Annotated in this window: 18 protein-coding genes; 11 read left to right on the top strand and 7 right to left on the bottom strand. The window is 73.7% G+C overall.

Annotated elements, in window-relative coordinates; translation table 11 throughout:
* Positions 1-38: 38 nt before the first annotated feature.
* Positions 39-3278 (top strand): hypothetical protein, encoded by a 3240-nt coding sequence (locus ACWCSV_RS27745; RefSeq protein ID WP_451146741.1) that lies wholly within the window; start codon positions 39-41, stop codon positions 3276-3278.
* A gap of 132 nt (positions 3279-3410) precedes the next feature.
* Here ACWCSV_RS27745 and ACWCSV_RS27740 read toward each other — a convergent pair whose 3' ends face one another.
* Positions 3411-3848 (bottom strand): Rieske (2Fe-2S) protein, encoded by a 438-nt coding sequence (locus tag ACWCSV_RS27740; RefSeq protein WP_451146739.1) that lies wholly within the window; start codon positions 3846-3848, stop codon positions 3411-3413.
* A gap of 286 nt (positions 3849-4134) precedes the next feature.
* On the opposite strand from ACWCSV_RS27740, the gene aroH reads away from it, so the two are divergent.
* The 5 genes from aroH to der all read left to right on the top strand — a co-directional run bounded on the left by aroH (position 4135) and on the right by der (position 8660).
* On the top strand, positions 4135-4500 hold the full coding sequence (gene aroH / locus ACWCSV_RS27735) for a chorismate mutase (RefSeq protein ID WP_451146737.1): 366 nt from the start codon (positions 4135-4137) through the stop codon (positions 4498-4500).
* Complete coding sequence (locus ACWCSV_RS27730) at positions 4497-5582, top strand: prephenate dehydrogenase (RefSeq protein ID WP_451146735.1); 1086 nt, start codon at positions 4497-4499, stop codon at positions 5580-5582. Before aroH ends, ACWCSV_RS27730 begins: the two co-directional genes overlap by 4 nt.
* Positions 5583-5773: 191 nt before the next feature.
* Entirely contained in the window at positions 5774-6469 is a 696-nt protein-coding gene (gene cmk / locus ACWCSV_RS27725; protein ID WP_451146733.1) for a (d)CMP kinase, read from the top strand.
* The gene (locus ACWCSV_RS27720) at positions 6466-7134 is read left to right on the top strand and encodes a lysophospholipid acyltransferase family protein (RefSeq protein ID WP_451146731.1); all 669 of its coding nucleotides are present in this window, start codon (positions 6466-6468) and stop codon (positions 7132-7134) included. The genes cmk and ACWCSV_RS27720 overlap by 4 nt, the downstream gene beginning before the upstream one ends.
* Positions 7135-7190: 56 nt before the next feature.
* Positions 7191-8660, top strand: coding sequence for a ribosome biogenesis GTPase Der (gene der / locus ACWCSV_RS27715; RefSeq protein WP_327174969.1), 1470 nt, complete (start codon positions 7191-7193; stop codon positions 8658-8660).
* A gap of 91 nt (positions 8661-8751) precedes the next feature.
* Here der and ACWCSV_RS27710 read toward each other — a convergent pair whose 3' ends face one another.
* The 3 genes from ACWCSV_RS27710 to ACWCSV_RS27700 form a co-directional block, all read right to left on the bottom strand.
* Positions 8752-9633 (bottom strand): IS30 family transposase, encoded by an 882-nt coding sequence (locus ACWCSV_RS27710; RefSeq protein ID WP_451146788.1) that lies wholly within the window; start codon positions 9631-9633, stop codon positions 8752-8754.
* A 341-nt stretch (positions 9634-9974) separates the two neighbouring features.
* Positions 9975-10295, bottom strand: a complete 321-nt coding sequence (locus tag ACWCSV_RS27705) for a hypothetical protein (protein ID WP_451146729.1) — start codon at positions 10293-10295, stop codon at positions 9975-9977.
* 137 nt (positions 10296-10432) lie between these two features.
* The gene (locus ACWCSV_RS27700) at positions 10433-11215 is read right to left on the bottom strand and encodes a hypothetical protein (protein ID WP_451146727.1); all 783 of its coding nucleotides are present in this window, start codon (positions 11213-11215) and stop codon (positions 10433-10435) included.
* A 467-nt stretch (positions 11216-11682) separates the two neighbouring features.
* Between ACWCSV_RS27700 and ACWCSV_RS27695 the strand changes: the two genes are divergently transcribed.
* Positions 11683-12666 (top strand): helix-turn-helix transcriptional regulator, encoded by a 984-nt coding sequence (locus ACWCSV_RS27695; protein WP_451146725.1) that lies wholly within the window; start codon positions 11683-11685, stop codon positions 12664-12666.
* A 371-nt stretch (positions 12667-13037) separates the two neighbouring features.
* Positions 13038-13253, top strand: coding sequence for an I78 family peptidase inhibitor (locus tag ACWCSV_RS27690; RefSeq protein WP_451146723.1), 216 nt, complete (start codon positions 13038-13040; stop codon positions 13251-13253).
* 96 nt (positions 13254-13349) lie between these two features.
* On the opposite strand, the gene ACWCSV_RS27685 is transcribed toward ACWCSV_RS27690, so the two are convergent.
* Positions 13350-14354: a phosphatase PAP2 family protein gene (locus tag ACWCSV_RS27685; protein WP_451146721.1), complete on the bottom strand. Its 1005-nt coding sequence runs from the start codon at positions 14352-14354 to the stop codon at positions 13350-13352.
* A 477-nt stretch (positions 14355-14831) separates the two neighbouring features.
* Here ACWCSV_RS27685 and ACWCSV_RS27680 point away from each other — a divergent pair, with 477 nt between their 5' ends.
* Positions 14832-16595 carry an MFS transporter gene (locus ACWCSV_RS27680; protein ID WP_451146719.1) on the top strand — a complete coding sequence of 588 codons (1764 nt, stop codon included), beginning with the start codon at positions 14832-14834 and terminating at the stop codon, positions 16593-16595.
* Positions 16596-16710: 115 nt separating this feature from the next.
* Entirely contained in the window at positions 16711-17928 is a 1218-nt protein-coding gene (locus ACWCSV_RS27675; protein ID WP_451146717.1) for an acyl-CoA dehydrogenase family protein, read from the top strand.
* A 60-nt stretch (positions 17929-17988) separates the two neighbouring features.
* Here ACWCSV_RS27675 and ACWCSV_RS27670 read toward each other — a convergent pair whose 3' ends face one another.
* Positions 17989-18432, bottom strand: coding sequence for a cell division protein SepF (locus ACWCSV_RS27670; RefSeq protein WP_451146715.1), 444 nt, complete (start codon positions 18430-18432; stop codon positions 17989-17991).
* Positions 18433-18745: 313 nt separating this feature from the next.
* On the opposite strand from ACWCSV_RS27670, the gene ACWCSV_RS27665 reads away from it, so the two are divergent.
* Positions 18746-19939, top strand: coding sequence for a DUF5685 family protein (locus tag ACWCSV_RS27665; protein WP_451146713.1), 1194 nt, complete (start codon positions 18746-18748; stop codon positions 19937-19939).
* Positions 19940-20073: 134 nt separating this feature from the next.
* Here ACWCSV_RS27665 and ACWCSV_RS27660 read toward each other — a convergent pair whose 3' ends face one another.
* Positions 20074-21006: an ABC transporter substrate-binding protein gene (locus ACWCSV_RS27660; protein WP_451146711.1), complete on the bottom strand. Its 933-nt coding sequence runs from the start codon at positions 21004-21006 to the stop codon at positions 20074-20076.
* Positions 21007-21435: the final 429 nt, after the last annotated feature.

Raw genomic sequence — 21435 nt, 5'->3', positions numbered from 1 at the left:
TTCCACGGCGACGCACCTGCCCGGAGAAGAAGTCCCCCGTGTCGATCGCCTTCGACCACCTGCCCCACCCGGCCCGGATGCGGGCCATCGCCGTACACACCCGTTCGCTGGACGAGACCGCCTACCGGGCCGCCCACGCCGGACTGGACTCCGGCACCCCGGACGACCGGGTGCTCGCCCTCTTCCTGGCCACCGTCCGTCGCGACGTCGACGCCGTGACCGATGCCCTCGGCGATCCGCTGCTCAGGCGGCACGCGCTGTCCGCGGCCATCCGGCTCCCCGTACCCGACCACGCCCTGGAGGAACTGGCCCTCGACGGCCCGAAGGCCGTGCGCCGGGACACCTACGGAGTCCTGCGGCGCTCCCGGCGGCACGCGCTCGCCGACCGGCTGGCCGGGCGGGTCCACGCCCGCCACGGCGACGAGGACACGGCCCGGCTGCTCGCCGCCTGTACGCCCGTGACGGTCCGCCACTGGCTCGGCCGGCTGACCCGGGTGCCGCCCCCGGCCCTGTACGTCCTGGCCCGTACCGCCCCTGGTCCGGTCGCCGAACACCTCGCGGACCTGGCAGCCGGCGACCGTGCGCTGCCCGGGAACGTGATCGCCACCCGGATCGCCCTGCGCGACCCGGCGGCCGGAATGCTGCTGATGGAACGGGCGCCGCACCTGATCACCGGCCCCGCCGCGATGATCCTGCTCGCCCGGCCGGCCGAACTGGCCGCGACCCTTCGACGCACCGGGACCACTCGCGTACCGCTGGCGGACGGCCCGCTGCCCCGGCGCGCACGGCGGGCGCTGGAGGCGTGCGACGCCGACGATCTTGTTCTGCTCGCCCGGGTGCTGTGCGTGCGGGACTCCGACGGGCGCCCCGGCCCGGGCGTCCGCCAGGAGCCTCAGCCCCTGCTCGGGATCGTGCCTCCCCGGGAGCGACGGCGGGTGGTCGAGGAGCGGCTGGCGTCCGCCGGACAGTACTCCGGAGCGGATGAGTTCGGGGCGCTCGCCTCCCTGGCCCCGGCGGACCGCGCCGAGATCATCGCCGACCGTTGGTCGCCCCTCCCGCGCCGCCTCTTGCACCGGTCCCGACTCGCTGCTCAACTCCCCCTTGAAAAAGCGGAGTCCGTACTCAGAGAGCTCACGGACGCTCACCGCCCGCACGAACGGTCCTGCGGATGGCCGGCCTTGCTGGCGTGCGCCGCCCGGAACGGTGATCCGGTGGAGTACGCGCGCGTCCTGGAAGGCTGCGAACGGGCCTGGCACGACGAGGAGTCCGTGCGCCACCAGACCCTGCTGGCCGCCGCGGGCGCACCTGCCAACCTCCTCCCGGCTGTGCCGTTCGCCGTCCTGCGGGACGCCGCCACGACCACCGCGCAGTCCCGGGACTCGACGCACGAGACCCTCGCCGCCGCCGAACACTGGCTGCGCCGGGTGCTGGAGGCGGCGGCCCGCAGAGGCGACGCGGGCCGTGCCGCCGGCATGGCCGGGCTGCTGCTGCCGCTCCTCGCCGACTCCCGGCGCAGGGGGCCGGTCCGGCCGCTGGTGCTGACCGGCACCGAGGCCGCGGCACTGTGGGAACGGTGTCCCGCCCCAGTGCCCGAGGACCTGGTACGCCTTGCCGCCCTGCTCGCGCCCATGCTTCCCCGGCTTCCCCACCTGGATGGCGAGTTGGGCAGGGTGGCGCTGGCCGGGCCGGCGCCCGGACGCGAGCTCGCCGCGGCCCTCTGGCTCCGCGACCCCGAGGCCCGGGAGGAACGCGTGGCCCGGCTGCTCGCCGCCGACGCCTCCCTGATCACCGTCCCCCTCGTCTGGCGGACCCTCGCCCGCCGCCGTACCGACCTGCTCGGAGCGGTGCTGGGCGCCGGCCTGCCCGCACGGTGGGTGCCGCGCCCGGAGGGCCGCGCGCTGGACCGGTGGCCGCCGGACCGGCGCGCGCTGCTCGACGCGCACCTCGTCCGGGTCGCGACGGACGAGCGCGCGCCCCTGCGGGAGCGGACCGACGCCGCAGCCCTGCTCGGCGACCCCGGGGAGCTGCGCCGGCTCGCGGCGGACGCCCCGCAGCCGGTGGCCGCCGCCGCGCTCAGCGCTCTCGGCGCCCTGGCGGCGGGGCGCGGGGGAGCGGACGCGCACCCCCGGACGCTGGAGTACCTGCTCGACCGTGCGGCGACCGGCGGAGTGCGCGGGCGGGCGGCGATGGCGGGGGCGACGGCGCTGCTCGGCACCGTGCCCGACACCGGGGCCGTACGGCGGCTGGGCGCGGTCCTCGCCGGTACGGGCAACTCCGTGGGCGGCCGGAAGGCTGCCGCGTACAGCCTGGCAGCCATGGACCGGGACCGGCGGGGTGCCGCCTTCGACACGTTGCTCGCGGGCTGGGACGTGCCCGACCAGCACCGCGACGTCCGCGCGGCGATGGTGCCCGCGCTCACCGGGTGGACGGACGACCCGGAGGTGGCGCGGCGGCTCTCCGGCGGGCTGCGCCACCCCGCCCTGAGCGAACGGCTCTTCGCGGCGCGACCGGTCCGGCCGGAGGCCGCGCGGGCCCGGCGCCTCCTCCTCGCGCGGGCCGCCGCGACCGAGGACGCGGCCGTCGCGGTGGAAGCGGCCCGGTCCCTGGCACACGGGGGGCCGCTGGAGCCGGAGGCGGCCGGGCGGCTCGTGCGGGTGGCCGCCGACACGGCGCGACCGCGCGCGGTGCGGAGCGCGGTCCTCATGACGCTCGCCCGCCTGGCCGGAGAGCCGACCGGGAGGACCGCGCTGGAGCGGGCGCTCGGTACCGCGGCCACGGCGAACGGCGGGAGCGCGGCCGAGCCGCGGGCCGCCCTGGCCGTACTCCTCGACACCTTCCGGGCGGCATCGGGATGGCCGGCCGGTGCCCACGAGGCGCTGGCGGACGCGCTGGAGCGGGCCGGTCTTCCGCACACCGCGTCCCGGGCGGCCCTGGCCGCCGCGACGACGGCCCTGGCCGGAGGGGACGGTTCGATGCGCCGCTGGGAGCGGTGGCTGGCGCTCGCGGGGGAGCGGCCCGGGTGCTTGGACGCGGTGCAGCTCCACAGTCCGGGACTCCCCGGTGCGGCGCCCGAGGAAGCGGTCGACGCGGTGGTCGCGGGCCTGCTGGCCGAGGGATCGGTCACGGCAGGGCTCGCCGCTGTCCGGCTGGTGGAGCAGGCGGCCGGCCGGGGCGCCCCGGCGGAGCGCTGGGCCGCCCGGCTCCACGACCTGGCGGCCCACCCCCGTGCCGAGGTCGCGGAGGCGGCCGCCGTGGCGGAGATCCTCCGGGAACGATGAGCGGGCGGGGCGGGCCACCGGGGCCCGCCCCGCCCTCCACGCAGCCCTCCACGCAGCCCTCCACGCCGCCCCCGCCCCGCCCCCCACGCCGTCCCCCTCGGCTCCCGCGGGCCCAGGCCGGTTCCCGCCGTCTCACGCCGTCCGGATGGAGCCGCCGCTGACCGTGATCTTCTCGGTGGGCAGCGGCCGGGTCGCGGGGCCCGCCTCCACCGCCGCGTCCGTGATGCTGAACCTGCTGCCGTGGCACGGACAGTCGATCGTGCCGTCCGCCACCTTCGTCACCAGGCAGCCGGCGTGGGTGCACACCGCGGAGAACGCCCTGAACTCGCCCTCCTCCGGCTGCGTCACCACGATCTTCCGGTTCTTGAAGATCTTCCCGCCGCCCACCGGGATGTCCGAGGTCCTGGCCAGTTCCGTACCCCCGGCGCCCCCGTCCGTCGCCGACGCCGTCGCCGACGAGGCCGGGGAGCTCTCGGTGCCCCCGTCACCGCCGGACGACCCGCACCCCGTCACCAGCGCCGCCGCGCCCGCGGTCGTGGCCGCCAGGACCGCCCTCCGCCGTGCGTCCATGGTCCGCTCCCTCGCTCGGACGGCCGCCGCCGGTCTTCACCCGGCGCGCCGTCCGTATCCGTCTCCGCCGGGGGCGAAGCCGCCCCCGGCACCACGCATCGTGGCGCCGCGCGCTCCCGGGGCGAAGCAACCGGGCCGCCGCCACCCGGGTGGCGGCACGCGCACGAGCCCCGTGCCACCCGCGGCCCCGCGTCTCACGGAGAGAAACGCCGGCCCCGCCCGCCGGACCGCCCCTCTACTCTGGCCACGGAGCGTCGACGGAGACGGACAGCGAGGGAGAAGCGACGTGGCGGTACGAGCGGTCCGTGGAGCCGTCCAGCTGGACCGGGACGAGCCCGGGGAGATGGACGAGCGGGTGGCCACCCTGCTCGCCGCGGTGCTGGAGCGCAACGGGCTGAGCCACGAGGACCTCATCAGCATCTGGTTCACCGCCACCCCCGACCTCCGCAACGGCTTCCCCGCCGCCGCCGCGCGCCGCGGGCTCGGTATCGTCGATGTCCCGCTGATCTGCGCCCAGGAACTCGACGTCGAGGGGGCCATGCCCCGGGTGGTCCGGCTGCTCGCGCACATCGAGACCGACCTCCCCCGGGCGCGGATCCAGCACGTCTACCTCGGCGCCACCGCCGCCCTCCGCAAGGACATCGCCCAGTGAGAACCGCCCTCGTCATCGGTACCGGACTGGTCGGCACCTCCGCCGCCCTCGCCCTGGCCGGCCGCGGCATCCACGTCCACCTCGCCGACCACGACCCCGCGTCCGCCCGCACCGCCGCGGCGCTCGGGGCCGGTACCGAGGAGCCGCCGGAGGGTCCGGTGGACCTCGCCGTCGTCGCCGTACCGCCCGCGCACACCGCGTCGGTGCTGGCCGGCGCCATGCGTGACGGCGTCGCCCGGGGGTACCTCGACGTCGCGAGCGTCAAGGGCGGCCCCCGCCGCGAGCTGGAGGCGCTGGGGCTCGACCTGACCCCGTACATCGGTACGCACCCGATGGCCGGCAAGGAGCGCTCCGGCCCCCTCGCCGCCACCGGGGACCTCTTCGAGGGCCGCCCCTGGGTGCTCACCCCGACCCGGGACACCGACACCGAGGTGCTCAACCTCGCCCTGGAGCTGGTCGCGGTCTGCAAGGCCGTCCCCGTGGTCATGGACGCCGACGCGCACGACCGGGCCGTCGCCCTGGTCTCGCACACCCCGCAGCTGATCTCCTCGATGGTCGCCGCCCGGCTGGAGGAGGCCGACGAGACCGCCGTACGCCTGTGCGGGCAGGGCATCCGCGACGTCACCCGGATCGCCGCCTCCGACCCCCGGATGTGGGTGGAGATCCTCTCCGCCAACCCCGGGCCCGTCGCCGACGTGCTCGCCGGCATCGCCACCGACCTCGACGAGACGGTACGGGCGCTGCGCGGCCTCCAGTCCGCCGACGAGGAGAAGCGCCGTACGGGCACGGCGGGCATCGAGGACGTCCTGCGGCGCGGCAACGCCGGCCGCGTCCGGGTTCCCGGCAAGCACGGCGCGGGCCCCGCCTCGTACGAGGTCGTCGCCGTCCTCATCAGCGACCGCCCCGGCGAGCTGGCCCGGATCTTCGCGGACGCCGGACGGGCCGGGGTGAACATCGAGGACGTCCGGATCGAGCACGCCACCGGCCAGCAGGCCGGCCTGGTCCAGCTCATGGTCGAGCCGAGCGCGGCCGCCGCGCTCGGCTCCGCCCTCACCGAGCGCGGCTGGTCGCTCCGCCCCTGACCCCCGGGTCCCGTGCGCCTCGGGGACACCGTGCGCCCCCGGGAGCGCCGGCCGGTACGGGGCCCGGAGCCCGGTCCGCGGCGGGGTGCGTCCGATCGGGGTACAGCTGTGTCCCCCACACTCGGTAACCTTGGACCAGGCCGTACGTCGGCCGGCCCAGTCCCCGCCCGTCCCGCCCGTGTACCAGGAAGGTGCCCACCGCCGTGGAAACCGCAAGCTCCGCCGTGATCGTCGCCATCGACGGCCCCTCCGGCACCGGCAAGTCGAGCACCTCCAAGGCCGTCGCCGCCAAGCTCGGCCTGAGCTACCTGGACACCGGTGCGCAGTACCGGGCGATCACCTGGTGGATGCTGGCCAACGGCGTGGACGTCTCCGACGCGGCCGCCGTCGCGACCGCCGCCGGCAAGCCCGCGATCGTCTCCGGCACCGACCCGTCCGCCCCGACGATCACCGTCGACGGCGAGGACGCCTCCGGGCCGATCCGTACGCAGGAGGTCACCTCCAACGTCAGCGCCGTCAGCGCGGTCCCCGAGGTGCGCGCCCTCATCACGGAGCTCCAGCGCTCCATCGCCGCGGCCGCCGAAGGGGGCATCGTGGTGGAGGGCCGGGACATCGGCACCACGGTGCTGCCCGCCGCCGACCTCAAGATCTTCCTCACCGCGTCGCCGGAGGCCCGCGCGGCCCGCCGCAGCGGCGAGCTGAAGGGCACGGACGTCGCCGCCACCAAGGAAGCCCTGATCAAGCGGGACGCGGCCGACTCCGGCCGCAAGACCTCCCCGCTCGCCAAGGCCGACGACGCCGTCGAGGTGGACACCACCGAGCTGACCCTCGACCAGGTCATCGAGTGCGTCGTCACCCTCGTCGAGGAGAAGCGGGCCGCGAAGTGACGGAAGCCACCCCGGTGCCCTCCGAGCACGGAGCGGCCGTGGGGCGCGGCATCGGTATCGGACTGATGTACGGGCTGTGGAAGCCCCGGGTCCTCGGCGCCTGGCGGGTTCCGTCCGCCGGACCCGTCATACTCGCGGTGAACCACTCGCACAACATCGACGGACCGATGCTGATGGGTACCGCGCCCCGTCCGGTGCACTTCCTGATCAAAAAAGAGGCGTTCGCCGGCCCCCTCGACCCGTTCCTGCGCGGAATCGGGCAGCTGAAGGTGGACCGTACGGCCGCCGACCGCACCGCCATCACCCAGGCGCTCGGCGTACTGGCGAACGGCGGGGCGCTCGGGATCTTTCCCGAGGGCACGCGGGGCGAAGGCGACTTCGCGTCGCTGCGGGCCGGACTCGCGTACTTCGCGGTACGCGGTGGGGCGCCGATCGTCCCCGTGGCGGTCATGGGAAGCACGGAGGCCCGGGGACGGTTGATATCCGCGTTGCCCCCGCTGCGCAGCCGGGTGGACGTGGTCTTCGGGGACGCGTTCGACGCGGGCGACGGCAGCGGGCGCCGGACCCGCAAGGCCCTGGACGAGGCCACCGTGCGGATCCAGCGGAAGCTGGCCGCGCACCTGGAAGACGCCAGGCGCCTCACCGGGCGTCCGGTCAAGACCTGAGTAGTGAGCCGCGTCACAGCGGCCCATCGATGATGACGTACAGAGGAACGGACTTCATGAACGACCAGATTCACTCCGACGGCTCGGACCACGAGCACGGAGCACTTGGCGACGCCGAGTACGCGGAGTTCATGGAGCTCGCCGCGCAGGAAGGCTTCGACCCCGAGGAGATCGAGGGTGCCCTCGACGAGGTGGGAGCGGGCCCGCTGCCCGTCCTCGCCGTCGTCGGCCGCCCCAACGTCGGCAAGTCGACGCTGGTGAACCGCATCATCGGCCGCCGCGAGGCCGTCGTCCAGGACAAGCCCGGCGTCACCCGTGACCGCGTCACGTACGAGGCCGAGTGGGCCGGACGCCGCTTCAAGGTCGTCGACACCGGCGGCTGGGAGCAGGACGTGCTGGGGCTCGACGCCTCCGTCGCCGCCCAGGCGGAGTACGCCATCGAGACCGCCGACGCGGTCGTCTTCGTGGTCGACTCCACCGTCGGCGCGACCGACACCGACGAGGCCGTCGTCAGGCTGCTGCGCAAGGCGGGCAAGCCCGTCGTGCTCTGCGCCAACAAGGTCGACGGACAGAGCGGCGAGGCCGACGCCACCGCCCTCTGGTCGCTCGGCCTCGGCGAGCCCCACCCGGTCTCCTCACTGCACGGCCGCGGCACCGGCGACATGCTGGACGCCGTCCTCGAAGCCCTGCCCGAGGCCCCGGCGCAGCGCTTCGGCACCCCCGTCGGCGGCCCCCGCCGCATCGCGCTCATCGGCCGCCCGAACGTCGGCAAGTCCTCGCTGCTGAACAAGGTCGCGGGCGAGGACCGCGTCGTCGTCAACGAGCTCGCGGGCACCACCCGTGACCCGGTCGACGAGCTGATCAACCTCGGCGGCATCACCTGGAAGTTCATCGACACGGCCGGCATCCGCCGCCGCGTGCACCTCCAGGAAGGTGCGGACTACTACGCCTCGCTGCGTACCGCCGCCGCCCTGGAGAAGGCCGAGGTCGCCGTCGTCCTGATCGACTCCAGCGAGTCCATCAGCGTCCAGGACCAGCGGATCGTCACCATGGCCGTCGAGGCCGGGCGCGCGCTCGTCGTCGCCTTCAACAAGTGGGACACCCTCGACGAGGAGCGCCGCTACTACCTGGAGCGCGAGATCGAGACGGAGCTCGCGCAGATCGCCTGGGCCCCGCGCGTCAACGTCTCCGCGGTGACCGGCCGCCACATGGAGAAGCTGGTCCCCGCGATCGAGACGGCTCTCGAAGGCTGGGAGACCCGCATCCCCACCGGACGGCTGAACGCCTTCCTCGGCGAGATCGTCGCCTCCCACCCGCACCCGGTACGGGGCGGAAAGCAGCCCCGCATCCTCTTCGGCACCCAGGCGGGCACCAAGCCGCCGCGGTTCGTCCTCTTCGCCTCCGGCTTCCTGGAGCACGGCTACCGCCGCTTCGTGGAGCGCCGTCTGCGCGAGGAGTTCGGCTTCGAGGGCACCCCGATCCACATCTCGGTACGGGTCCGCGAGAAGCGCGGCCGCAACAAGTAGCCCGCGGCCCCGGACGCGACGGAGCCCCGGACGCTCCCCCCTCACCGGGAGGGAAGGGCGGATTCTGGGGGTCCTCGCAACACCTGATGGCTTACGCGGCTGTCAGCAGATCACGCAGGCGCTCGGCTGGTGTTTTCCAGCCGAGCGTTTCGCGTGGGCGGCGGTTGAGTTTCCGGGCGACGTGTTCGAGGTCTTCGGGGCTGTGCACGGACAGGTCGGTGCCTCTGGGGAAGTACTGCCGCAGCAGGCCGTTGGTGTTCTCGTTCGATCCGCGCTGCCAGGGCGAGTGCGGGTCGCAGAAGTAGACCGGCACCCCGGTGGCCATGGTGAACTGCTTGTGTGCGGCCATCTCGCAGCCCTGGTCCCAGGTCAGCGAGCCGCGCAGGTGGGCAGGCAGGGTCTGGATCAAGGGCACCAGCACGTCGCGGACCTCCTCGGCGGTGTGCCCGCCGTGCAGGTGCCCGAGCAGGACGTAGCGGGTGGAGCGCTCGACCAGGGTCACGATCGCGCTCTCGCTGCGAGTGCCGACGATCAGGTCGCCTTCCCAGTGCCCGGGAATCGCCCGGTCTTCCACCTCCGGTGGCCGTTCGGAGATCATCACCATCTCGTCGACGAGGCCATCGACCGACCGGCCGTCGATCTCGCGCTTGACCGTGGAGGCCGACCGGCCCAGTGCCCGTCCGATCGCGCGCGGCGAGTGGCCTCCACGGCGCATGTCGGCGATCAGCTCCCGCTCGGTCACCGTGAGGAACCTGGGGTGCGGCTCGGCCTCGACCGCTGCGAGGGAGGAGGACTCCGAAGCGGTAGCGCCGGTGGGGGTGGTCACACCGGTCTTGTAGTCGATGCGGCGCCCGTCGGGGTGCAGGCGCGAGTGGCCGATCCGCCGGATACCGCGGTCCCAGTCCTCGGCGGTGCGCTCATGGACGCCGGCCCGCGCGGCGGCCTCACGGCGCCGGACTCCCGCCGCCCGCAGCCGCTCGTACTCCGCCCGACCCGGGTGCCCGGGCCTGCGAGGCTTTCCGCGACCACGGACTCCGGCCTGCCGCGCCCACCCGTTCGCCGTGTTGCGGTTCACTCCGACCGCACGGGCCGCAGCAGTGATACTGCCGTCCGTCCTGACCAACGCCTCGAAGAACCTCGTCCTCAGCACCTCGAAATCCACGATCCCCGCAACTCCCTGAACTCCAGGGTGTTGCGGGGATCAATAGAACCCGCCTCACCGGGAGGGAAGCGGCCGGGGCTCCGTCACGTGTACGGGACCTGGCGCGGGCCGTTCGCGGGACCTCCGCGAGCGACGGGCCACGGCGGTCCGCCTCAGGGCTCCCGGGAGCCAGGGGGCAGCGCCGCCGGCTGCGGACGTCCGGCGTGCCGGCCCACCCGCTGCCAGGCGCCGCCCGCGCCCGCGCCGCCGCTCTGGGCGGCCGTACGCCCCTGCTGCGCGGCGGCAGCGGCGTGCCCGAAGCTCCCCGGGCGGGCGGCGAGCCTGCCCGGACCGCCGAAGCCCAGGAAACCCAGACTCTCCTCGCCGCTGCGGTCACCCGGAAGCGCCCGGAACGACCGCAGATATTCGGAGTACAGCGCGTCGTAGATCGGGGTGGGCGAGGAGCCCCCCGGGAAGTCCCTGGACGGGCGCATGCCGGGAATCGGGCTCAGATGCTGGCGGGGTGGGTCGTATGAGTGCACATAAGGGCCAACGACCCCGGCGTCCGTCGGATGCGGCCCCGGAGGAGAAATCGCCACGCGACGGAGACCGGCGGGAGGCGTGGACACGATCAGGTCCCGGCCAGCGGCATCGAGGCCGCGACGAGCAGACCGTTGACCGCCGCCTTGTCCAGCGCGTCCCTCAGCAGGTCCTCGCGGGGCTGCTGGCCGATCGATCCGGCCGGGGCGGCGAAGACCAGGATCTGCTGCGACTTGTTGGCCGCCGCCCGCCATCCGTCGGTGACCTGGAGCGGCTGGTGCGCCTGCCACCAGGCGACGGGGGAGCCGCCACCGGTGCCCGGCTGCAGCACGGCGTGGAGCTGGCCCATGGCCAGCAGCACCGACCAGCCGGGCAGCGGTCCGGGCAGCCGGTCGAGGTCGTGGGCGTGCCGGAAGCCCTGCTCCAGGAGCAGCTGGAGGAACTCGTCGCCCCCTCTGCCGTCGGTGCCGGGCCGGGCGATCGGGCCGGTCGGCTCGACCACCAGAGCCGGGCGGAGATCGTCCTCGATGAGGACGAGTCCGCTGGTGATGCCGAGGACGGCCTGTTCGGGCATGAGACCCTCCGGGTTCTGCGGTTCGCTGCCGGTGATACTGCGCACCGCGCCCTGGAGCTGGTCCTCGGCGACGCGCACGACCTGGGACGGGATGCAGGAGGCGTGGGCGAAGGCCAGGACGGCCGTCTCGTCCCCCACGAACAGCACGGTGCTGGTGCGCTCCTGCTCCGAGTTGCCGGGGGTGCGGCAGGAGGTGCAGTCGTAGCTGCCCGGGGCGTTGTCGCCGACGAGCAGCCGGTCTGCTTCGGCGTCGCCGATTTCGGCGCGTACGTCCTCGCTGACGTCGAGCATGCGGGGCACGGGGCGCTCCTAGGAGTCGGTGCGTGGCCGGGCGGGTCCCGGCTCATGCAAGAACAACGGACGATCCGCCGCCCGGGTCACGCCCGGAGCCGCACCGAAACGGCGTACCCCCGGGCGCGACGGGTGCCCGGACCCCCGGCCGGGTTCGCCGTACGAGGGGCGGAGTCACGGGCTCCGTGCCCGGTCGGCCCGCTGCCGCAGGGGGCCGGAGGGCGTACGAGGGCGCGTACCGGGGCCGCCGGTACCGGCATCGGGCCCTCGCGCGCGTACCCGCCGCGTACAGCATCGGGGGCAGCATCCGTACGATTTTCGACGGCGGGTCCGCCCCACCGGTCCGTCAGGTGGTCCGGACGGCCCGGGCCGCCCGTGGCAGGTGGCCGTACGGGCCCCGCGCCCCGCACACGCCCCGTACGAGGACGCGGCGACGCGGACAGGAGGTGTCCGCGAGGGCTGGCAGACTCCCGGGCATGTTGGAGACCTCGGCACGACTGCTGCGCCTGCTCTCGCTCCTCCAGGCCCACCGCGACTGGAGCGGACAACAGCTGGCCGAACGCCTCGGCGTCACCCCGCGCACCGTGCGGCGCGACGTCGACAAGCTGCGCGAGCTCGGCTACCCCGTTCACGCCAGCCCCGGTACGGGCGGCGGCTACCAGCTCGGTGCCGGGGCGGCGCTGCCGCCGCTGCTGCTCGACGACGACGAGGCCGTCGCGGTGGTGGTCGGGCTGCGCACCGCCGCCGGCAACGGGGTCGAGGGCATCGGCGAGACCTCGGTCCGCGCGCTCGCCAAGGTCGAGCAGGTGCTGCCGGACCGGCTGAGCCGCCGGGTGGGCGCGCTGAGCGCCTTCACGGTGCCCATGACCCGCGGGCCGGGGCCGGAGGGGAGCACGGTCGACCCCGGGCTGCTGACCGAGCTCGCGGGCGCCTGCCGGGACTGCCGGCGGCTCCGGTTCTCCTACCGGGACCACGGCGGGGCCGAGTCGCGCAGGCACGCGGAACCGCACCGGCTGGTGTGCGCGGAGCGCCGCTGGTACCTGGTCGCCTGGGACGTGGACCGGGAGGGCTGGCGCACATTCCGCGCCGACCGGATCACGCCGACGCCGCCGCACGGCTCCCGCTTCACGCCCCGACCGCCCCCGGCCGAGGACCTGGCCGCCTACGTGTCGCGGGGCGTCTCGACCACCGTCTACCCGGTCAGGGGAGTGGTCCGGCTGATGGTCCCGGCCGAGGAGGCGGCCTCCCGGATCAGCCCGTCGGCGGGCGTGCTGGAGCCTCTCGACGCCGGCAGCTGCCTGTTCACCTCGGGAGCGGCCAGCCTGGACGTGCTCGTCGTCCACGTGCTGATGACGGGGTTCGAGTTCGCGGTCGTGGAGCCCCCGGAGCTGACCGCGCGCATCCTGGCCGCCCGTGACCTGCTGACCTCGGCCTTGCACAGGTCTGGACATTCCGCATAGTGGACGCGCCGTGCGGATGTGAGGGAGAGGTGAGGAAGGGGAGGACCGGCATAAGAACAGATGAATTCCGGGCGGTGCCGTCCTCTGTACGGATATTCCGCAGAAGGCCGTGGACCGGACCCTCCGCCGGGTCCTCGGCTTAATTTCCCGCCGTCACCGAAACGCGCGACGCAAGGCCGTTCACATTACCTTTCGCGCCACACCGGGCCACACGTTCGAGCCAATTGTTCGAGTCGAATACTGATGTGGATCTTGTGACACAAGTGTGACCGATGCCGCACCCGGAGGAGGCTCCCGAGCGGGCGACCGTACGGCTTCCGGCATGGCCGGAGCCTGCCCCGAGGTGCCCCGCACGCTCTACGGTGGAACGTATGACATCCCTACCGACCCCGCCCGCCCAGCCGGACGACCCGCCCGGCCCGTACGTCGGCCTGGACACCACGACCGCCGAGCGAAGGGCCGTGGCGCGCGGCTGGACCACCGTCCGGGCCGTCCCGCCGGGCACGATCCTGACCATGGAGTTCCGCACCGGGCGCATCAACTTCCAGGTCGAGGACTCCACCGTGACCCGCTGCTGGATCGGCTGACTCCGCCGCCGCTGCCCGGCCCTGAGGCGGGTCCCGGGCACGGCGAAGGCCCCGGCCGGAGCCGGGGCCTTCGCCGTGCCCGGGTGCGGGGTGCGGTCAGCCGCCCATCGGGCGGGCCGGGGCCGCGGTGGACCGGGGCGGCCGGTCCGGCTGCGACGGCCGCCGGGAACCGGCCGGTGCTCCCGGGGCGCGCTCCGTACGTACCGGGTGCGGGGCCGGACGGGTACGGGCGGCCGCGCCGGCGGGCATGAGCCCCGGAACGCCGTCGGCGCCCGCCGCCACGGCCTCGTCGGGATCGTCCGCACCCACCGGAAGCACGGGACGGTGCCCGCCCGTGGCGACCGGGACGGAGATGCCCGCCCCGCGGCTCTGCCGCTGCCGCCAGCGCTCGCGCGCGGCCAGGATCAGCTGCTCGGTCTGGGTGATGAGCGGCTCCACCCAGGGCAGGGCCAGGAGGACCAGGAGCCCCGCCGCCCAGCCCAGCAGGACGTCGCTGAGCCAGTGCGTGCCGATGTACACGGTGGTGAGCCCCACGCCCAGCGACACCGTCGCCGAAATGGCCGACAGATAGCGCCTGGCCTTCGGGGTGGTGGCCAGATAGGCGAGGATTCCCCAGGTCACGACGGCGTTCGCGGTGTGTCCGGACGGAAATATATCGCCGCCGGCGAAGAGCTCGGCCGATCCGATCTGGGTCGCGTAGTGCGGACCGAGCCGCCCGAGGAAGATCTTGACGCCGCCCACGGACACGTTGAGGAGCAACAGCGCGGCGCCCAGCGTGAGCAGCGGGCGCAAGGTGTGCTGCCGCCAGGAACGCCAGCCGAGCCAGCTCGCGATCATCACCGCGGTCGGTCCCCGCTGCCCGAGCACGACGTAGTAGTCGAGGAAGGCGTGCAGCGACGGCCACTGCTGGTACGGCCGGAAGAGCATGACCTTCCAGTCCAGAGCCACCAGCCAGGACGAGACCAGGACCAGGTAGACGATGACGAGATAGAACGCCAACGTCCCGCCGAAGAGGGCCACACGGTGACGGCTCATCCGCGGGATCTCTATCTTCGGCGGTTCCGGCTCCCGGTCCAGCCGGGCAAAGATGTCGGTACGCACCCAATCGACGTTACAGCGAGTGAGTGTGTGACCCGGTCGATCCCACGGGTTTGTGATGACGATGTGATGTGACCCAGGTCGCCGGACGTGCCGTTTTCCGGCCCCGGAGGAAAAACAACAGGATCGGGTCTTCTCCTCCTTCCGGGTAGTTCCGTCAAGGCCGCGGTGACGGTCGCTCCATTCCGCGGAAGAAGTCGCCGCCGGTATTTCCCGCCCTTTCCGCGGCTTCCCGCCCCGCCCCGGGAAGGCGGCCGTGCCCTTCCCGGGGCGGGGCGCGGGGGAGCGGGCGCCGGACGGCTGCGGATGTGGCGCACGCCACAACGCCTGTGACGGAGGGTATGAGCTGGGCCACGTGTGACAGCGGTGCACTCGCGTACGCTGACGGCTCACTCGCCCGTCGATGCCGGGCCCCGGGGGCGCCGCGCACCATTGCCGCTCCGGTCCGCCGAGCGCGAGGGACACATGGGAGGTACGCAGATGTCCGGGAGGAACACGGCCCCGAGCGCCCCGCGCCCGGCCACCGGCAAGAGCCCCGCCTCCCGTACGACCCCGGGCGACGGCGGTACGACTCCGGGCGACGGCGGCAGGAACCGCTGGGTCGTGCTCGTCGTCCTCTGCCTCAGCCTGCTGCTGGTCGCGCTCGACTCGACCGTGCTGCACGTCGCCGTGCCCGCGGTCACCGAGGACCTGCGGCCCGGCCCGGTGGCCCTGCTGTGGATCGTGGACGCCTACCCGCTGGTCTGCGCCTCGCTGCTGATCCTCTTCGGCACCCTCGGGGACCGGGTCGGCAGACGGCGGGTGCTGCTCTGCGGCTACGCCCTCTTCGGCGCGGCATCCGCGCTCGCCGCCTTCGCGGGCAGCCCCGGGATACTCGTCGCCGCCCGCGCCCTGCTCGGGGTCGGCGGCGCGATGATCATGCCGGCCACCCTGTCGATCCTGCGCCAGGTCTTCCCCGACCGCCGGGAGCGGGCCGTCGCCATCGGGGTCTGGACGGCGGTCGCCGCCGTGGGCGCGGCCACCGGCCCGGTCATCGGCGGATTCCTCGTCGAGCACTACTGGTGGGGCTCGGTCTTCCTGATCAACGTCCCGCTGATGGCGCTGGTGCTCCCGGTCGGGCGCCGGCTGCTGCCGGAGTCGCGCGGCTCCGGCGAAGGCCCGTGGGACGTGCTCGGCGCGCTGATGGCCGCCGTCGGGGTGCTCGGCGCCGTCCTGGGCGTCAAGCGGATGGGCGCGGGGGAGGGCGTCCTCGATCCGGCCTCGCTCGTCCCGCTGGTGGCCGGGGTGCTCTTCCTCGTCCTGTTCGTCCGACGGCAGCGGCGGCGCACGCACCCGCTGATCGACATCGGCATGTTCGCCCGGCCCGCCTTCGCCACGGCGGTCGGCTGCATCGTCCTCGCCATGCTGGCCCTGGTCGGCCTCGAACTCATCGCCGTCCAGTACCTCCAGCTCGTCCTGGACCTCAGCCCGCTCCGCACCGGCCTGCGGCTGCTTCCGCTGACCTTCGCGGCCATGGCCGCCGGGGCCACCGGCACGTACACGCTGCGCCGCCTCGGCCCCCGCAGGATGGTCGGGCTCGGCTTCGTGCTGACGGCGGCGTCGGTGCTGCTGCTGACGCCGATGGGTGGTCACGACCGCCCCGCCCTGATGACGGCCGGCTTCGTCCTGCTGGGCTTCGGGCTCCAGACCACCCTCTTCGGCGCCTACGAGTCGATGCTCAACGACGCTCCCGCCGACCGTGCGGGCGGTGCGGCGGCGATCGGGGAGACCTCGTACCAGCTCGGCGCGGGGCTCGGGATCGCGCTGCTGGGCAGTGTCATGAACGCCGCCTACGCCCCCGGCCTCGCCGCCCTGCACAAGGAGGGCGTACCGGCCGCCGCGGGCAGCGCCGCCTCGCACTCCCTCGGCGAGGCCTACCAGGTGGCGGACCGGCTCGGCGGCCCGGCCGGAGGGCTGGTGCGCTCCACCGCGCGGCACGCGTTCGTCCATGGTCTCCACCTCACCCTGCTGGTCAGCGCCGGCCTGCTGCTGCTCGGCGCGCTGGCCGCGCTGCGGCTGCCGCGCTCCATGGAGTGCGCGGCGGAGTGCGCCGCGGAACCTCGCCGTACGGGCGCGGAGCCCCGGATCGCCGGTCCCCGCACGCCGGACCACCGGGAGCGGGGCGGCCTCCCGGCCGGCCGCGAGGTGCCTCCGGCGCGACGCGGAACGGCCGAGGCGACCGGCTCTGGACGCGCGTCCCGCTGAGCCGTAGCGTCGGCCGCGAAGCCTGACTACCACCGCTAGTTTTTCGGGGTCCGCGACTGCCGCACAGAGCTGCGGCAGCACGGCCCCGGACACCGCGCGAGCCGCCGGAGGCACCATGCAGAGCACCGAGCACGACCGGCCGAAGCCGCCCCCCTTCGACCCGGGCGACCCGATCGGCATCGACGACCTCCTCGACCCGGAGGACCTTGCGATCCGCGCCGCCGTCCGCGCCTGGGCGGCCGACCGGGTGCTGCCGCACATCGCGGAGTGGTACGAGAAGGGCGAGCTGCCCGTCGTCCGCGAGCTGGCCCGCGAGCTCGGTTCGCTCGGCGCGCTGGGGATGTCCCTGAAGGGGTACGGCTGCGCCGGCGCCTCGGCCGTCCAGTACGGCCTCGCCTGCCTGGAGCTGGAAGCCGCCGACTCGGGGATCCGCTCCCTCGTCTCCGTACAGGGCTCGCTCGCCATGTACGCGATCCACCGCTACGGCTCCGAGGAGCAGAAGGAGCGGTGGCTGCCCGCCATGGCGGCGGGCGAGGTCATCGGCTGCTTCGGGCTGACCGAGCCCGACCACGGCTCGGACCCCGCCGGGATGCGGACGCACGCGAAGCGCGACGGGGACGACTGGATCCTCACCGGCCGCAAGATGTGGATCACCAACGGCTCGGTCGCCGGGGTCGCCGTCGTCTGGGCGCAGACCGACGAGGGCGACGCGGGGCGGGGCGTCCGGGGATTCGTCGTGCCCACGGACAGCCCCGGCTTCTCCGCGCCGGAGATCGGACACAAGTGGTCGCTCCGTGCCTCCGTCACCAGCGAGCTGGTGCTCGACGGGGTACGGCTGCCCGCCGGGGCGGTGCTGCCGGGCGTGACGGGGCTGCGCGGCCCGCTCAGCTGTCTGAACCACGCGCGGTACGGGATCGTCTGGGGTGCCATGGGCGCCGCGCGGTCGAGCTTCGAGGCTGCCGTCGACTACGCGCGGACCCGGGAACAGTTCGGCCGGCCCATCGGGGGCTTCCAGCTCACCCAGGCCAAGCTCGCGGACATGGCGGTGGAGCTCCACAAGGGCATCCTGCTCGCCCACCATCTGGGCCGCCGGATGGACGCGGGCTCGCTCCGCCCGGAACAGGTCAGTTTCGGGAAACTCAGCAACGTGCGGGAAGCGATCGAGATCTGCCGCACCTCACGCACCGTCCTCGGTGCCAACGGGATCTCGCTGGAGTACCCGGTGATGCGGCATGCGACGAACCTGGAGTCGGTGCTCACGTACGAGGGCACCGTCGAAATGCACCAGCTGGTGCTGGGCAAGGCGCTCACCGGCCTGGACGCCTTCCGGTAGGGCCGCCCGGCCGAGCGGGACGGCGGGCCGGAGTCCGGGGCGTGTTGGCGAGCACCCTGCTCAGCTCTGGTTGAAGAAGCCGCCGGCCTGCCGGCCGGAGGCTTCGCCGCTGACCACGTGGGTGTGGGCAGGGGTCAGCAGGAAGACCCGGGTGGCGACCCGGTCGATCGAACCGCGCAGACCGAAGATCAGCCCGGCGGCGAAGTCCACCACGCGCTTGGCGTCGGCGGGGTCCATGGCCGTGAGGTTCAGGATGACCGGGACGCCGTCCCGGAACAGCTCGCCGATGGTGCGCGCGTCCCGGAAGCTGTCCGGGGTCACCGTGGCGATGCGGCGCTCCCGCTCCTCGGCCGCCTCGGAGGCGACCTGGACCCGGGGGTCGGTCACCCATGCCTGGCCGTGCGTACCCGTTTCGGCGCCTTCGGAGTACTCGTCGTCGTAGTAGCGCTCGTCGTTGTCCTCCACGAGGCCCAGCCAGGCGCTCGCCTTGCGTACCGATCCCATGGACGCCTCCTCTCACCGCGGTTCTCTGATGTTCCGCATGTCTTTCGTATCCCTATGGTCGTCCATCATGCGGATAGCGCGCCAAGTGGATAGTCGGCGCGCAGGCGATTCGTGACGCTACTGATGCAGAACATGTGGCGGTTCGTCAGGGTTACGACCGAATAAGGGGGCTTGTAGGAAGAAAATAGGATGCTCGCGACCGTACGGGTGAGGTAGAGGGCGTACGAGTGAACGACCCGATCGGTACGATGACCGACGCGTGGGTGTGCGAGGCGTCGCGGGCCCGTCGTTCAGGTTCTCGGGGGGAACGCTCGTGTTCGGAATCGTCAGGCCCTGTACGCACCGGCTGAGCGAAGGGCTCAGAGCCGAGTGGATGGCCCATCTCTGCGGGCTCTGCCTCGCCCTCCGCGCCGACCACGGACAGTTCGCCCGGATCGTGACGAACTATGACGGCCTGATCGTCTCGGTTCTGACGGAGGCTCAGGCCGGACCGGTCCCGGCCGGACGGCGCACCGCCGGTCCGTGCCCGCTGCGCGCCATGCGGACCGCACCCGTGGCCATGGGCGAGGGGGCGAAGCTCGCCGCCGCCGTCTCCCTCGTGCTCGCCTCCGCGAAGGTGCGCGACCATGTCGCCGACCGGGACGGCCTGCTGGCGCACCGTCCGGTCGCCGCGGCCGCCCGCCGGGTGGCGGCCGGCTGGGACCGGGCCGGGGCCCGGAGCGGCGCGGCCCTCGGCTTCGACACCGCGGTCCTGCTGGACGCGGTGGACCGGCAGGCCGGGATCGAGGCGCTGGCCGTGACGGGCACCCCGCTGCTCGTCGTCACCGAACCCACCGAGACGGCCACCGCCGCCGCCTTCGCGCACACCGCCGTCCTCGCCGGACGGCCGGGCAACGCGGCCCCGCTCGCCGAGGCGGGACGGCTCTTCGGGCGGCTGGCCCACCTCCTGGACGCCGTGGAGGACCAGCGGGCGGATGTCGAGGCGGGGGCGTGGAACCCGCTCACCGCCACCGGAACCCCGCTCACCGAGGCCCGGCGGCTCTGCGACGACGCGGTGCGCGGGGTGCGTCTCGCGCTGGCCGACGCGGAGTTCGGCGACGGCAAGCTGGTGCACGTCCTGCTGGTGCACGAACTGCGCCGCGCGGTGGACCGGGCCTTCGCCACCGACTCCTGTGCGCACCGGGGTGCGTACGGGCCGCCTCCCGGCAACCCGTACGCACCCGGTGGTCCGCACGCACCCGGCGGTCCCGCGGCACCGCCGCCCGAACCCCCGCGACCGCCCCGCGACCGGCGCGGGCTCATCGCCGGCTGCCTGGTCTGGGCCGGACTCGCCTGCACCTGCCAGATGTGCTGCGGCACCTACGACGGCCCCTGGTCGCGCGAGCGGCGCGAGGGTGTCTGCAGCCAGGCGGACTGCGGCGACTGCTGCGAGTGCTGTGACTGCTGCTCCAACTGCTCCGGCTGCGGCGACGGGTGCGGCTGTTGCGACTGCGGTTGCGATTGCTGAACTGCCCGGCGGGCGGCGCCGGTAAGGCCCCGGAGCCGCCCGCGCGGATTCGTTCGGTCCGCGGACTGGTTCGGTCCGCGGACTGGTTCGGTCCGCGGACTGGTTCGGTCCGCGGACTCACCGGATCCGTGGCCTCACTTGATCTCGGGAGGCGAGATCTGCGAGGTCTCGATCGCCGAGTCGGAGGTACCCCACTTCTTCAGGATGCGGTCGTAGGTGCCGTCCTCCTTGAGGCTGTTCACCGCCGCCTGGAAGGCCGGGGCCAGCGGGGTGCCCTTCTTGAAGGCGAAGCCGACGTCGAGCCGCTTGAACTCGTTGAGGAAGCGGACGTCCTTCTGCTGGGTCACCGCGTAGCGCAGCCCGTTGATGGTCGACATCACCACGTCGATCCGGCCCTGCTGGAGGCCGATCCAGATGGACGTCTGGTCGGCGAAGGTCTGCACGGTGTAGGGCTTCTTGCCCGCCGCGTCGCACAGGCCCTTGTTCTTCTCCAGCGTCACCTCGAAGGTGGTCCCCGCCCCCGTGGCGACCTTCAGGCCGCAGAGCTGGGTGAGGTCGGTGACCGCCTTCAGCTTGCTGTCGTTCCGTACGGCGAAGCCCTGGCCGTCGTTGATGTAGGTGACGAAGTCGATCGTCTTGCGCCGCTCCTCCGTAACGCCGAAGTTCCCGGTGCCCAGGTCGTACTTGCCGCTGCCGAGCGCCGGCAGGATCGCCTCGAAGGAGGCGATCTCGCGGTGGAGTTTCAGGCCGAGCTTGCGGGCCACCGCGTCGGAGAAGTCGACGTCCGCGCCGGAGAGCGTCTTGCCGTCCGCCTCGTAGAACGAACTCGGTGGGGATCCCGCGGTACTGGCGATTCTCAGCGTGCCCGCCGAGCGGACGTCCGCGGGCAGCAGGGTCGCAGCGGCGTCGTCCTTCTTCACGGAGGACACCACGTCGTTCTTGGGGGTGTCCTGGGCGGGCGCGTCGGCCGCCTTCGCCGTGGTGGGCTCGCCCGTCCCGCACCCGGCGAGGGCGAGGGTGGCGGCGGTGATCAGGGCGAAGGCGACGGTGTGGCGGGTGCGGGGCATGGCGGAGCTGCTCCAGATTCGTCGGGGGCGTGCCGGAACGTGCCGGGCGCGCCGGATGTGCCGGGAGGTGCGGGGAGGTGCCGGGAGTGCCGGATGTGCCGGATGTGAAGGAGTGCCGGGGTGTGCCGACCGGCCCCGCCGGCACGGCCCGGGGGCAGCGCGAGGCGGAGCGGAAGCCGTTCAGTGGTGCGAGGGGAGGGGAGGGTGCTGTCGTGCGGGTGAAGTCACGCGGGGAGGAACGCTCGAAGACGCGCGAGGGCGCGAGCGTGCGGAGAGGAGCAGGGGGTCAGCTCAACAGGAACAGGACCACACACGACCGAAGTCGATGTGGGAGCGGGTGACCAGCCACTGCTGCGAATACATGCGCCCAGTGGAACAGGCATTCGGTGGTGCGTCAACTGCCGCCCGTACGAGGCTCACAGTGTGGAC

Source organism: Streptomyces sp. NPDC001770, from assembly GCF_053596135.1.
This window is presented reverse-complemented; position numbering and strand designations above follow the sequence as displayed.

What these genes read in the sequence shown, in the direction of transcription:
- ACWCSV_RS27740 (WP_451146739.1), bottom strand. Translation starts at nt 3,848, where the DNA reads ATGGACGCACGGCGGAGGGCGGTCCTGGCGGCCACGACCGCGGGCGCG.
- der (WP_327174969.1), top strand. Translation starts at nt 7,191, where the DNA reads ATGAACGACCAGATTCACTCCGACGGCTCGGACCACGAGCACGGAGCA.
- ACWCSV_RS27705 (WP_451146729.1), bottom strand. Translation starts at nt 10,295, where the DNA reads ATGCGCCCGTCCAGGGACTTCCCGGGGGGCTCCTCGCCCACCCCGATC.
- ACWCSV_RS27695 (WP_451146725.1), top strand. Translation starts at nt 11,683, where the DNA reads ATGTTGGAGACCTCGGCACGACTGCTGCGCCTGCTCTCGCTCCTCCAG.
- ACWCSV_RS27690 (WP_451146723.1), top strand. Translation starts at nt 13,038, where the DNA reads ATGACATCCCTACCGACCCCGCCCGCCCAGCCGGACGACCCGCCCGGC.
- ACWCSV_RS27680 (WP_451146719.1), top strand. Translation starts at nt 14,832, where the DNA reads ATGTCCGGGAGGAACACGGCCCCGAGCGCCCCGCGCCCGGCCACCGGC.
- ACWCSV_RS27675 (WP_451146717.1), top strand. Translation starts at nt 16,711, where the DNA reads ATGCAGAGCACCGAGCACGACCGGCCGAAGCCGCCCCCCTTCGACCCG.
- ACWCSV_RS27670 (WP_451146715.1), bottom strand. Translation starts at nt 18,432, where the DNA reads ATGGGATCGGTACGCAAGGCGAGCGCCTGGCTGGGCCTCGTGGAGGAC.
- ACWCSV_RS27660 (WP_451146711.1), bottom strand. Translation starts at nt 21,006, where the DNA reads ATGCCCCGCACCCGCCACACCGTCGCCTTCGCCCTGATCACCGCCGCC.